The following is a 13232-nucleotide window of genomic DNA, read 5'->3' as shown; positions in this document are numbered from 1 at the left end:
CAAAAATCTTGCTCTATTCTTCAGAACCTGAACTTTTTTTACCATGAGCTTGCCAAGCTAAATCAATTAAAGCATCCAGAATTGCAGTGGCAACAACGGCGTTTCCTTTATTGCTATTAATAGTAATATTGGGAATCAATGAATTTTGTAATTGCTCCTGATTGCTATTTACATCATTAAAGTTTGGAGAAGTGGCGATGATTAATGAGGGTTTAATTTCTTGAGTTTCTATTAAACTCATTAAAGCAGTCAAAGCTGTTTGTGCTTGACCGATCACAAAAATACCTTCAGGATACCTTCTAGCTAAAGTTTCTAAACCCCAAGCAGCGTTAGTTTGGGCGTTTTGAGGACGATTCATCCTCTCTAAACCGCAGAATATTGGATTCGCAAAAGTTTCTTGAATCTCATACGCAATACCTGCTTGTATCATTGGCAAATCAACAACGATAGTTGTACGTGCCGATAGGGCTGCAACTGCCGATTGTATTGCACGTTCAGAGAAATTAATTAGTGATTTATACTCAAAGTCACCAGTAGCATAAATTACTCTTCTTGTAATCTCATACTCCGCTGGTGAAATTAAGCGATCGCCTATTTCATGATCGATGATTGCCAAGCTTTGAGCATCAGTTATGTGCCATTCCATTTTTATCTAGCCCCAAACCACAGCCTTCAGCTTATCAGTAAAATTGTTGGGAGTCAGGTAAGTTGTTCTCATTATTTACCTCTTGTGACTCCCAATTTACCCCTTATGACTCTGCGTTGGATGAAGGACGGCTAAAAATAGGTGATAGGAAAGCCACTAAAACACCCATCAGGAAACCAACTATATTACGGGTTAATGGCAACCACTCTGAAGTTCTTGTTACTACTGGTCCAATACCAAATGCGAGGAATAATATTCCCCATAATGGGGAAAAAATCAATGCCCATTGCCAAGCAAAAATCTGTCCTTCCTTGCGTGGTTGAGCAGCAAAGCCACAAATTACACCCCCAAGTGCGGAACTAATCAAGGTTAAAATCCACTGTTCTCGTGGCAAACCTGGTACAACACCGCAACCACCCTGACGTAGACAGGTTTCCACAGTCTTCATTGTTTGGAAAATTGATTGATCTTCGCCATTTTCGCGGACAAAGTACAAATTCCCAAATCGTGTTTGCAGTTCAATCCAAAATGTGCGGGGTAAAAGTTCGTAGACGGCATCACCCACACTAAAGCTGAGAATGTTTCCACCTCTTGCATCTGCTACCAAGAGGATGCTTTTATCATCCAGACCCCAAAAGTTAATCACTGCGCGTCCAGGGGTGCGGTCGAATTGTGTCAATACTCGTAACTTCCAACCAGTTTCTGTCTGAAAGTCATTTAGTTCTTTAACTAAGTTTTCTTCTTGAACATCAGTTAGGGTTTTTGCTAAATCGATAACCGGGGTAGGATTTGCAGGTAAAAGTTCAGGGTTATCATAAGCGTAAGCTAAATGAGGATTTACTAACCAAAGTGAGCCAGCTAAGAAAAAGACTGCAATAAATGCCAGAATCCGCCGTAAAAGAGAATGTCTCATAGACTTTTTATATAAATCTTGCCAAATGGATGTAAATAATTGCTTCTCAAAACTGAGACAGAAGTTATACATCTTTACACTTTTTAACTTTAATCTAATCTTGGTTACGAAAGCAAAGGGTTTTTAGCTGGATTTTGATGATTTTTGTCAAGCTAGGGTGTGAATAAATCCAACATGATTAATATTCTTCAATCACATCTATTCTTCACCTGACCAATCATCAGCATTCTGGTTGCTAGATTTGGTTGGTATTTCTGGAGTATCAAACTTATTCTCATAATCATTAACCCAATCACCATTACGGTAGCCATTATCTGAAGAGCGTCTGTTTTCTGGGCGTAATTCCCATTCTCGTAATGTGAGAGGTTGCTTTGTTGTGTGGTTGATGGGGCGTTTTGATGGTTTTTGACGGGTGAAGGTTTTCCAGGCTGTTTTTACCCCAACAAATAGGCTACGGGTGCCAATTTGGAGATTTTGAGCTTGTTTACGGGCACTTTCGAGGCTTTGGTCTACTTGTTGTACAGTTTGGGTGACACTTTGAACACCATCACTGACATCTCCAGTCAAGTCTGTGATTTCTAAACTTGTCATGCGGATGGCATCAAGCGTTGGTGGAAGTTCACGGGAGAGGGTATCAAATAGTTTTTCAGCGCTGCGGGCTGCCCGTGCTAACTCCTGCAAGGCTGGAATTGATACAACCAAGACAGCAGTGAGGCTGGTGGCGACTAGGAGAATAGAAAATCCCAGCCAAAACAGGGGTTCAGTCACGGTAAATGCGGTAATTTTAGTTACTTAGATGGGGAGAATTTGGATCTTCTGAGTCAATGTCATCATCAGTGTTCTGTGTTTTGAGAACTTGACTCTCACGCTGGGTGGCTTCGATTCCGGATGCGATCGCATCACGTAACCGTTCTAGTGTTTCATCCCAATTTCGCACAGCACTCACCGAAAGACGATCTGCTTGCAACTGGACGCTGGTGGATAAATCTTCTGCTAATTCTGGTAAAGCATCGGCAGATTTTTTCAACAGTTTACGAGTTTCGCGTCCTGTGCGGGGGGCAACCAATAAACCTGTTAAGGTTCCAATTGTCGCCCCTAGCATCAAACCGCCAAAAAATACTCCAGAACGGTTATTAGACATTATATATTTCCTCTCCTTACAACCATTCTATTCGGGTTTCTACAACCTTGTAAGCCCTAAACAACAATACTTAGGATTAGCAATTAAATAATATACATATACTGTGGAATGGGCAGCGTTCGATGGTTCCTGAGCCTGTCGGAACGAAGTGTACCGGAGGTAAGGACTGAGCGCTCACGCCGAAGTCTTGCCCGTTGATCTAATTATGCAGGCGGGATGCCTGCTCTATAAAATCAAAACTTGCATTGTATTTAACCAGTTACCAGTTATCAGTCAAGAGTGATGTGTTTATCGTTGGGAATAAGAGTCCCCCACCAATTGCTGGTCGGCGTTGGTGGCGGGTTTCAATCCCCCACCATACGCCTTGATAAGTGTTCACTGTTTACCGTTCACTGATTTAAGCTCCTAATTCTTTCAGTTCCTTCTCTTTATCTAGACGACGTTTTTTGGCATAAAGTTGAATTGTCACAGCCATCAACACCACTAAACCGAAAATTACCCAAGCGGTGACATCTGTTGGTAAGTTGTCTTTGAATATTACCAACATAACAATTATGACTAGCAAAATTGTTGGTGCTTCATTCATTGCCCGCATTTGTTGACCTGTCCACTTACAGGTTCCTTGCTCTAACTGTTTCATCAACCGACTACAGTAGTGGTGATAAACCAGCAATAATCCCACAAAACCTAATTTAAAATGTAACCATGTTTGATGTAAAAAATCAGGTTGTGTTACTAGCAAACCAATCGCACAGACGACAGTCACCAACATTCCCGGAGTGGTGATGATATTGTAAAGGCGTTTTTCCATAATTTGATACTGTTTTTTGAGTATCGTCTGTGCAGGTTCTGGTTCTTGGTTGGCTTCGATATGGTAGATAAACAGTCGCACTAGGTAAAATAACCCTGCAAACCACACCACAACCCCGATGATGTGGAATGCTTTAAACCAAGAATAAGCCATAGATATTCAGACTGCCTTTTTGAAACTTGTTTATTTTCATCATAAAAGACAACGACAGTGGCGAATGAAGTGAAGTCTAGAGTTGTTGCAAGTCTTATAGATGGAAAATGGAATCATTAGATTTTTATCACATCTAGCAACCCCAAGATCCCAGAAACCCGGTTTCTCGCCACCCATGAAGGGTTAAACTGCCATCATGCAGGTTTTCAACCACATCCAATAATCTCCAGATCCCAGCAACCAGGTTTCTCCACATTCAACATCACAATTTTTCACTCTTACCAATGCAACCGGGTTTCCCAATGCACCACGACAGTCGTGAAAAGCATATCCCCGACTTATTCAATAAGTCGGGGATCTAAATCGTAAATTTAGGGTGCTGATTTTTCCCGTTCTGGAGGAATTCCTATGGCATCATGTCGCGCAAGCTTTCCATCGCTATCGTGAGCCCGATGAGTTGGGGGTTTCTTACCAAAGCCATATTTGAAAGTGTTAATTAACCAAGTTTGGAAACCATCAACGTAGGTAAATAGGACGGGTACAACTACCAATGTGAGTAAGGTGGAGGTTGTAAAGCCTCCCATGATGGCGACACCCATGGGTTGCCGCACTTCTGCACCTGCGCCAATCCCTAAAGCGAGGGGAATAATACCCGCGATTGTGGCTAAGGAAGTCATTAAAATTGGTCTGAGTCGGGAAGTACAAGCGTCTATTAGTGCGGCACGTTGTGGCATCCCTTCTTGCATGTTAATGATGGTGTAGTCCACCAACAAAATCGAGTTTTTGGTGACGATTCCCAACAACAAGACAATGCCAATTAGGGCATAGATTCCCATGGCTTTTTGGGCAATTAGTAAACCTAGCAATGCTCCACCCAAACAGAAGGGTAGTGCTGCCATAATTGTCAAGGGGTGGAGGAAGTTGTTGTATAAAAGTACCAAAATTGAGTAGATACAGGTGACTGCTAGAAGTAGTGCTAAACCAAAACGACCGAAGATATCCTGCATAATTTTGGCATCCCCGGAGTTACGTTGACGGACTGCGGGTGGTAAGTTTTGCAGAATTGGCAGTTTTTGGCTGCTGGCAATGGCTTCACCGAGGGAAAGTCCTTGTAAGTTGGCTTCTACTGAAACCTGTCGGAGACGATCGAAACGGCTAATAGTGGAGGGTCCACTACCAATTTTGATGTCAGCAACGGCGATGAGAGGAACCGTGGTACCGCTTTGGGTGGGGACACGGAGGTTTTTGATGGTATTGATGTCTGTGCGGGTTTTGGGGTCTATTTGGATGCGGATGGGAATTTGGCGGTCAGGAAGGTTGAATTTTGCTAAATTGGCATCGTTATCACCAATTGTCGCCAGTGAAGCGGTGCGCGCGATCGCATTCACGGTGACACCCAAGTCACCAGCGCGTTTTGGATCTGGTATCACCAAAATTTCTGGTTTGACTAAACTGGCACTGGATGATACTTCCACTACACCAGGAATACCCCGCATTTGTTTCTCTAATTCGTTTGCTGATTTACTGAGGGCTTCAGGATCTTCACTTTGAAGTAAGATAGTCAAATCTTTTCCTCCCCCCACTGCACCCGCACTGGCAAAGCTAATCCTAGCACCAGGAATCTGTTCAAATAGGGGACGGGTTTGGTTTTCGTATTCTAATTGGGAGACTTTTCTTTCTTCTCGCGGTTTGAGTTTGATGACGACTGTAGCTTTATTGACGTTTTGGGTACTGAGAACACTTTCCACCACGGGATTTTGCCGGATTAAATCGGTGGCTTTAGCGGCAACTTTTTCCGTATCTTGAAGGGTGGAACCTGGTGGAAGATCAATGTTGACAGTGGAAATTCCCACATCTCCCCCATCTACTAAGCCTGTGGGAATATAGGGAAGTAACATCAAACTAGCCACGAAAAACACAAGCGCGATCGCCATTGTGGTCAAACGATGCCGTAATGCCGTTTTTATCAGCGAGGCATAGGGACGAAACCGTCGCTTTGAGGAAGATTTCGGCAACGATGGTATTTCTCCCCTGCTCCCTGCTTTTTTCTGTTTTCCCTGTAGTAAATACGCTCCCATCATCGGTGTCACCATCCGTGCAACCAAGGTGGAGAAAATCGTCGAAACAGCAACTGTAACACCAAAGGGTTGGAAAAACTGACCAGGAACACCACCCATAAATGCTACAGGTAAAAATACCGCCACAATTGTCGCGGCACTGGCAACCACTGCCAAACCTACCTCATCGGAGGAGTCAAAAGCAGCTTGTCTAGGTGTTTTCCCCATCTCCATGTGCCGTTCCATGTTCTCGATTTCCACAACGGCATCATCCACCAGGTTTCCCACTGCTAAAGCTAACCCTAATAGGGTCATGTTGTTGAGGGTATAACCTAATGCTTGTTGCACCGCAAAGGTGGGAATAATCGACAATGGTAAGGCGACAGCCGTAATTAATGTTGCTCGCCAATTCCGTAAAAACAACATAATTACAATTACAGCCAGGACTGAAGCCTGAATTAATTCTTCCATTGTGCTTTCGTAAGATTGCCTTACAAAAGTCGCACGGGTAAAAATTTGTTCTAATTTAACATCCGCAGGTAAGCTTTTATGCAGTTCTTCTACTTCTGCCTTTACCCCTTCTTCCACTGTCACCAATACACTACCCGTACTCCGCAGCACCTCGAATGCCACCACAGGTTTATTATTCAGTTTGGCACTTTGGCGAATATCACCAAAACTATCATCGATATTGCCCAAACTGGATAGGGGAATCGAACCACCTTGAGGCAGAACAATTTCATAATTTCGCAGTGCTTCTACACTTTTAGCACTACCCAAAGTCCGGATACTTTGTTCGGTACCACCAACTTCAGCCCGTCCACCAGGTAAATTGATATTTAGAGCGCGAATTTGATCGTTGACTTGGGTTGCTGTAATACCTACCGATTCCAAACGTTGAGGATCTAAATTAATTCGGATTTCTCGATCTACACCACCAAGACGGCTAATTTGGGCAACACCACGCACCCCTAACAAACTGCGGCTAATACTTTGATCAACTAAGTTACTTAGTTCTTCAACCGATCGTTTATCAGATGTCACCGCATAGGTCATAATTGGACCACCAGAAAACTCCAAGCGTTTCACAATGGGGTCATTAACCTCTTGGGGTAAGTTCTGGCGAATTTGCGCGATCGCATTCCGCACATCATTGGTGGCACGATCGGTATTGGTACCCAAAACGAAGTTAATCACAGTGGTGGAGACACCATCTGTGACAGTGGAACGCAACTCATCAATGTTGCCTAAACTGGCAACTGCATCCTCAACTTTTTTCGTCACTTGGGATTCCAGTTCCGCAGGACCCGCACCTGCTTGGGTAACTGTCACCGAAACTGTAGGAACATCAATATTTGGGTTAATATCGACACCCAAAGTAGTAAATGACAACCAACCAATAGCTGTCATGATGGCGAAAATGATGATGGTGGGAACGGGTTTTTTAATCGACCAGGCAGAGATGTTAAATGACATGAGTGGGGGAGTGGGGGAGTGGGAGCAGGGGAGGTAGGGGAAGCAGGGGAGGCAGGGGAAGCAGGGGAGGCAGGGGAGGTAGGGGAGGTAGGGGAGGTAGGGGAGGCAGGGGAAGCAGGGGGAGTAGGGGAGGCAGGGGAAGCAGGGGGAGGTAGGGGAGGTAGGGAAAAAATGATACTTATTACTTAATTACTTGTTACTTATTACTTACTCTCACGGTGTCACCGTCCTTAATATACCCAGCACCATCAACAACAACTTTTTCACCTAGCTTTAAACCAGTTTTTATTTCTACCTTCTCACCGCTGAGAATTTCGCCAACTTCGACCTTTTGCGATCGCACTTTGTCTTCAGCGCCGAATATAAACAAAACTGTGCTGCCATCAGGTTGCGGTTGAATTGCTTTTTGAGGTACCGCAACGCTGGTGGATGTGGTTGTGGTAATGGAACCTGTGGCAAACATTCCTGGTTGTAAGGATTTTGTTGCTGGGATATCAATTTTTACTAATGCTTCTCGTCGCTGCTGGTTAATTACAGGGTCAATTTCTCGCACTTTTCCCTGCACACGCACCTTCTGATCGCGGTTGGATGTGACTTCAACACTGGCTCCCACCTTAACTTGAGACAAACTCACTTCTGGAACCTGTGCCTGTAATTCCAATTGACCATCTTGAATAATGGAAAATAATTTCTGACTTCCACCTGCCAAATTTGAGACTTGTGTCTGCGGTGGAGTTCCCGTAATATCACCTACTCTAATTAATTTTTCCGCCACCAATCCAGACACTGGCGCACGAACTATGGTTTGTCTTAGTTGTGTTTTATACTGTTCTACCTTCGCGGAGTTACTTTTCGTCACCGCTGCTGCACCATTAATATCAGCACGGGCAGTCTTTACAGCCGCTTCTGCACTAGCTACATTTGCTTGAGAGTTAGTAATATTTGCTTCGCTTTGCAGTACCGCAGCACGGGCAGATGCCAAGTTTGTCTCAGCTGTATCTAATAACTGTTGACTAATTGCCCCATCTGTCAGGAGTTTCTTATTTCGATCATAACTGCGTTGGGCATCAAGTAGTCTTGCCTTTGCCTGAATTAAATCGGCTTCCCGTTGCTTTACAGCGGCTTGGGATGCAGATACGGCAGCTTGTTTTGCGAGTAAATCAGCCTGTTTAGAAGAAGTATCAGCTTCCTTGGATTCCACATCTGCCCTGGCTTGGCGAATTTGTTCCTGAAGCAGCGAGTCATCCAAGATTGCCATTGGTTGTCCAGCTTTCACATAGCTGCCAATTTCTACCAACGTTTGTTTTACCTGTAAACCATTAACTTGGGGTAACACAGGAGTTAAATTTCTGGCAGCTACAGTTCCTGTAACAGTCAAACTACGTTCCACCCTTGCGGACTCAGCCTCCCCTACCGTTACCGTCATTGATGGGTTAACCTTTTGTGGGATAGCTTGATTAGTTGCACCTTTTGGAGCATTTCCCTTACCACCAATCAGATGCGTAGCCGAAAGCGCGATCGCAATTCCTAACCCAGTACCTGCTAACAGTGGTGTTAACCAACGTCGCTGCTTTGTACCTGGTTTTTCGACTTCCAGATCCTCGTCTGAGAGGATTTCCTGTACTTCTGAATCCGAAAAATCCTGCTCACCCACGGTTGTTCCTCCAATTCTGCCCCAGCAAACTTCAAGCAGTTTTTTTAAGAAAGTTTGAGAATATTAACATTCTCTTTAATAATGACGTATTTCTGAATAATATGCAGGCGGCAGGTAGCAAATATTACTCTAAAAAACCGTAACAAATTAAATTAAATCCTAAATCGGGTCTTTCCCTAAGTTAATTTAGTCTTTGCACCTACCAAAAGGTATGGCATATCCTGTGATCAACAGAGTCATTTTTGACTTCTGCATTCTGATGTAAGTTCCTTACTTTAAGTTAAATATTATGTTCAACGCCACAGAAATCCTAATTGATGCTTTCGTGAATCGAATTCGTGAAGGATATAGACGTACCTATGGTTGCCTGAAAATGGATTATGAGGACATTATCGCTTGGGCTAGTGGCATGGCATTAGAAAACATAGCCAATAGTGATGCCCTTTTCCATGATGTTGAACATTCAATTTTGGTGACATTAGTAGGGCAAGAAATTCTTCGAGGAAAACATATTCGAGAAGGTGGGGTTTCTAGTGAAGATTGGCTTCACTTCATGATTTCTTTAGTCTGCCACGATATTGGTTATGTTAAAGGAGTATGCCGACTCGACCGGGAATCTGAAGGTTTGTATGCTACAGGAAAAAAAGATAGTAGCATGATTTCCCTACCACCAGGAGCATCGGATGCCAGCTTAACACCGTATCATGTGGACAGAGGCAAGTTATTTATTGATGAGCGCTTTGGTGGACACAAGTTAATCGATTCGGAAGTCATCAAAAGTAACATCGAATTAACCCGTTTTCCTGTTCCTGCTGCGGAAGATCATCAAGGGACAAACAATTTTGCTGGCTTAGTTCGGGCTGCTGATTTAATCGGACAATTAAGTGATCCTCGCTATTTAAAGAAAATTACTTCACTCTTCTATGAGTTTGAAGAAATTGGCATGAACAAGATTTTAGGCTATCAAAATGCCGCCGATTTACGCAAAAATTACGCCAAATTCTACTGGAATGGTGTTTATCCATATATTAAAGATGGCTTGCACTATTTATCCTTAACTCAACAAGGAAAGCAAATTATGGCTAACCTCTACTCAAATGTTTTTATTGTTGAACACGAACCTCAGCCGGAAGAACAGCAGAGACTGAGAATGGAAGAACGTTTACGGGCTTAATCAGTTATCAGTTATCAAATTTTTTCACCGTTGCCTAACTTTAACCTCTGATCTCTTGACTATTAACCCCTCACCCTCGACTATTAACTGTTAACTAAACTATTGACTTAATTGCACAATTATGAACTGGTGGCATCGACTCAAAAAAAATCCTTTGGCAAAATTCGGGGCGATAGTATTACTAATTTTTTATATATCAGTAATTGCAGCCGATTTTGTTGCCCCATATGATCCTTTGGCTTCTCAATCAAACGGTTCACTATTACCACCAACAAAAATTCACTGGAGTACGCCTGAGGGTAAGTTTATTGGTCCTCACGTTTACCCCACAACCCAAGGAGAGACAAATTTACAAACAGGCGATCGCGCTTTGCTCGTAGACTATAAAAAACCGTCTCCCATTCGTTTATTCGCCACTGGGTTTGAGTATCGTTTACTGAAAATTGGCTTACCCCTACCTCCCACTTGGAAAGAACAAACCATCATTCCCGGAATTCCCTGCAATATACATTTATTTGGTGTAAATAATGATGCTAATTTAAATATTCTGGGAACTGATGACCAAGGACGCGACCAATTTAGTCGATTGTTATTTGGTGGTAGAATCAGTCTATTCATCGGGATTGTGGGAGTAGCGATCGCGTTTCCCCTCGGAATGATAGTGGGCGGGATTTCCGGTTATTTTGCAGGCTGGACTGATAGCGCCATCATGCGTTTTGCTGAAGTACTAATGACTGTTCCTAGTATTTACTTATTAGTTTCCCTTGCCACAATCATACCCACAGGCTTGACAAATACCCAACGATTCTTACTAATTATCGTCATCACTTCCTTTATTCGCTGGGCAGGTTTAGCTAGAGTAATTCGTGGGCAAGTTTTATCCATCAAAGAACGGGAATTTGTCCAAGCAGCTAGGGCAATGGGTGGAAATCCTATGTACATAATTATCCGCCACATCCTACCTCAAACTGCCACCTACATTATCATCACAGCCACTTTATCAATTCCCAGTTTCATCGAGTCGGAAGCTGTACTAAGCTTAATTGGTCTGGGAATTCAACAACCAGACCCTTCGTGGGGTAATATGCTTTCTTTGGCTAGCAATGCATCAGTACTTGTTTTACAACCTTGGTTAATTTGGCCTCCCGCAATATTGATAATCTCCACAGTGTTAGCTTTTAATCTCTTAGGAGATGGCTTACGCGATGCCTTAGATCCCCGTAGTATGCAGCGGTGAACTACCCCGCCGTAAGACGGACGGAGCTTCCCAATAAGTGCGATCGCTTATCTTACCGCAGACCGAGAATTCATTGGTAAAGATTCGCGCTTGTTATTTAGGGCTTGCTAATTAAAGCTCTAACCTTCGCCAAATAAGAGTTTTAAGCATCTTTAAGGTAAACAAGTGCAAGGTTATGGGATTTAAAGTCTCAAAATCCATGCACTTTGGAGGAAAATCGCGGGATGAATTTTGGATTTGACCTCCAAAACCATCATTATTCAAGCTGCGTGACATCTAGATTCCCTTTGTATGCTTTTACAGCTAACGCTGCGCTACACGTTTCTTGGATGCCCGAAAGGGCTATACAAGATAAACATGATTGTTGTAGAGATGTAACCCTACTACGTCTCTACAGAATTGTGGATTTGTACACAATCGCCAAAATATAATTGACAAATTAGTAGGGTGTGTGATGCTTTGAGTAAAATTTAGTCGTATCACCCAATACCTCTGCCAAATTAAGAGGATTCAACGCCCGTAGAAACGTGATGAATACGCCCTAAAGAAGTAAGCTTGGCAAAAATCCGGGTTAATAAAATAGGCTCAGGGATTTCTGGAAGCATTTTTAAGATCTCATGGACATATCGAAAGCCACGATAATGAGCCTTAAGATCAATAATGCCGGAGTCAGGATTCAGGATGCGGAAATCAGCGAGAAGATGATGAGATAAATTAACCATAAAGAATGCTAGATTAGCAGCATTAGTCACCGCAGTTTGACCGATGTTCATAAAGTCTTCCAATCCCCAAAATTGCTTGGCATCACGGAAGTTAAACTCGATCTGAAAGCGTAGTTTGTAGTAGTCAATTATTTTCTCAGATGACAACTTTAGGTCACTAGAAAACAGAATTACGTGACTGCGAGCATTAGTTTTCAGATTTGTTTTCACCAAAATAACTACATTCAGGGACTGGGCAAATTCTTTGTGCAGTAAAGTAGCTTGGTAACTATCGGTTTGGATATCCTCTTCGATACTACTTTGACGCAAATATTCATCAGAAATATTACGCCAGTCTAGTTTATCTCCGTATTTACGGCGTGAACGATGATTAGGGTCAGGATTTTGGTAAGGTATGTATAATGCTGAATCGTGGCGTAACTTGGAAATTATATGTAAGTTGACCTGTCGAGCCATCTGCAAAGCATTATTGTTTCCAAAATGACCATCTAAGACTAAGTAAGTCAGTGGGATAAAGTTAGCTACCAGCTTGACTAGCTCATTAATCATCTTCTTAATTCTGAGTAATTCAGATGTGAGAATTACTTCGGTCTTGTTTTTATTTTTACTCCCTTTTGGTCGTCCACGTCCACGTTTTTCTTTGGCTTTTATTTCTGGTCTTGGCGATACACTACTTTTTTCTATATCGTTCTTTATTACCTGTTCTATTTGAATCGGAAATGAGTGCCTTTGTTCAACACTTACTAATGATAATGTAAAGAAAGATAGCCCTGATATTGGCTTACTTACTAGGCTGGAAAAGAATCTATCCAACCCATAAGTTTTTTTCCCAGATTTACTTACTACAACTTCATCTCCTGCAAGCAAATAAACCTCATTTGCACGGAACAAATGCTTGCGGAAAAATAGCCAAAACAATGTCGCCCAAGGGATTACCGTATGAAAAAATCTCAACATCGTCCGATAACTACCACCACTACCTGTCCAACGAGAAATTCCCAACATAGTGACTCGCCCGCTCATCGCTAACATTGCCAAGATTATTTGGTTCAATTGCTTCATCGTTGTAGCATTTATCTGCGGCAGGAAGCACTGTAACAATGATAAAATGTCAAACATGGGCGCACATAGTGGTTTTTGAGTTGTCGTTGTGAGAGACAATAACTCTACTACGAAACGCCCTACCTCTTCCTCTTCATCCTCTTACTTTGGCGAAGGTATTGATCACCAAGAAACTGCTGGTATTCT

The 13232-nt window shown here is 42.7% G+C and carries 11 protein-coding genes; 3 read left to right on the top strand and 8 right to left on the bottom strand.

Annotation, left to right across the window (positions count from 1 at the left end; translation table 11 throughout):
• Positions 1-13: 13 nt before the first annotated feature.
• The 6 genes from CAL6303_RS16700 to CAL6303_RS16675 form a co-directional block, all read right to left on the bottom strand.
• Complete coding sequence (locus CAL6303_RS16700; protein ID WP_015198991.1) at positions 14-646, bottom strand: precorrin-8X methylmutase; 633 nt, start codon at positions 644-646, stop codon at positions 14-16.
• A gap of 103 nt (positions 647-749) precedes the next feature.
• On the bottom strand, positions 750-1559 hold the full coding sequence (locus CAL6303_RS16695; RefSeq protein ID WP_041739708.1) for a TPM domain-containing protein: 810 nt from the start codon (positions 1557-1559) through the stop codon (positions 750-752).
• 198 nt (positions 1560-1757) lie between these two features.
• Positions 1758-2327, bottom strand: coding sequence for a DUF948 domain-containing protein (locus tag CAL6303_RS16690; protein ID WP_015198989.1), 570 nt, complete (start codon positions 2325-2327; stop codon positions 1758-1760).
• Positions 2328-2343: 16 nt separating this feature from the next.
• Positions 2344-2700 carry a YtxH domain-containing protein gene (locus tag CAL6303_RS16685; protein WP_015198988.1) on the bottom strand — a complete coding sequence of 119 codons (357 nt, stop codon included), beginning with the start codon at positions 2698-2700 and terminating at the stop codon, positions 2344-2346.
• A gap of 397 nt (positions 2701-3097) precedes the next feature.
• Complete coding sequence (gene hemJ, locus CAL6303_RS16680; RefSeq protein WP_015198987.1) at positions 3098-3664, bottom strand: protoporphyrinogen oxidase HemJ; 567 nt, start codon at positions 3662-3664, stop codon at positions 3098-3100.
• A 371-nt stretch (positions 3665-4035) separates the two neighbouring features.
• Positions 4036-7197, bottom strand: a complete 3162-nt coding sequence (locus tag CAL6303_RS16675) for an efflux RND transporter permease subunit (protein ID WP_015198986.1) — start codon at positions 7195-7197, stop codon at positions 4036-4038.
• An 18-nt stretch (positions 7198-7215) separates the two neighbouring features.
• Here CAL6303_RS16675 and CAL6303_RS30400 point away from each other — a divergent pair, with 18 nt between their 5' ends.
• Complete coding sequence (locus tag CAL6303_RS30400; protein ID WP_015198985.1) at positions 7216-7386, top strand: hypothetical protein; 171 nt, start codon at positions 7216-7218, stop codon at positions 7384-7386.
• Positions 7387-7393: 7 nt separating this feature from the next.
• On the opposite strand, the gene CAL6303_RS16665 is transcribed toward CAL6303_RS30400, so the two are convergent.
• Positions 7394-8851 carry an efflux RND transporter periplasmic adaptor subunit gene (locus tag CAL6303_RS16665; RefSeq protein WP_015198984.1) on the bottom strand — a complete coding sequence of 486 codons (1458 nt, stop codon included), beginning with the start codon at positions 8849-8851 and terminating at the stop codon, positions 7394-7396.
• Positions 8852-9140: 289 nt separating this feature from the next.
• Here CAL6303_RS16665 and CAL6303_RS16660 point away from each other — a divergent pair, with 289 nt between their 5' ends.
• Both CAL6303_RS16660 and CAL6303_RS16655 read left to right on the top strand, forming a co-directional pair.
• Positions 9141-10025: an Npun_R2479 family HD domain-containing metalloprotein gene (locus CAL6303_RS16660; protein WP_015198983.1), complete on the top strand. Its 885-nt coding sequence runs from the start codon at positions 9141-9143 to the stop codon at positions 10023-10025.
• Positions 10026-10146: 121 nt separating this feature from the next.
• On the top strand, positions 10147-11262 hold the full coding sequence (locus tag CAL6303_RS16655) for an ABC transporter permease subunit (protein ID WP_015198982.1): 1116 nt from the start codon (positions 10147-10149) through the stop codon (positions 11260-11262).
• A 500-nt stretch (positions 11263-11762) separates the two neighbouring features.
• On the opposite strand, the gene CAL6303_RS16650 is transcribed toward CAL6303_RS16655, so the two are convergent.
• Positions 11763-13103, bottom strand: a complete 1341-nt coding sequence (locus tag CAL6303_RS16650) for an IS4 family transposase (protein WP_015198005.1) — start codon at positions 13101-13103, stop codon at positions 11763-11765.
• Positions 13104-13232: the final 129 nt, after the last annotated feature.

It is taken from the genome of Calothrix sp. PCC 6303, assembly GCF_000317435.1.
In the GTDB taxonomy this organism is placed as follows: domain Bacteria; phylum Cyanobacteriota; class Cyanobacteriia; order Cyanobacteriales; family Nostocaceae; genus PCC-6303.
Note: the sequence above shows the minus strand (reverse complement) of the source record. Positions and strands in the feature narration are given on the sequence as shown.

Bases quoted from the DNA above. Each gene is read 5' to 3' on its own strand.
- CAL6303_RS16685 (WP_015198988.1), bottom strand. From the start codon at position 2,700: ATGTCTAATAACCGTTCTGGAGTATTTTTTGGCGGTTTGATGCTAGGG.
- CAL6303_RS16650 (WP_015198005.1), bottom strand. From the start codon at position 13,103: ATGTTTGACATTTTATCATTGTTACAGTGCTTCCTGCCGCAGATAAAT.
- CAL6303_RS16695 (WP_041739708.1), bottom strand. From the start codon at position 1,559: ATGAGACATTCTCTTTTACGGCGGATTCTGGCATTTATTGCAGTCTTT.
- CAL6303_RS16660 (WP_015198983.1), top strand. From the start codon at position 9,141: ATGTTCAACGCCACAGAAATCCTAATTGATGCTTTCGTGAATCGAATT.
- hemJ (WP_015198987.1), bottom strand. From the start codon at position 3,664: ATGGCTTATTCTTGGTTTAAAGCATTCCACATCATCGGGGTTGTGGTG.
- CAL6303_RS16700 (WP_015198991.1), bottom strand. From the start codon at position 646: ATGGAATGGCACATAACTGATGCTCAAAGCTTGGCAATCATCGATCAT.
- CAL6303_RS16655 (WP_015198982.1), top strand. From the start codon at position 10,147: ATGAACTGGTGGCATCGACTCAAAAAAAATCCTTTGGCAAAATTCGGG.
- CAL6303_RS16675 (WP_015198986.1), bottom strand. From the start codon at position 7,197: ATGTCATTTAACATCTCTGCCTGGTCGATTAAAAAACCCGTTCCCACC.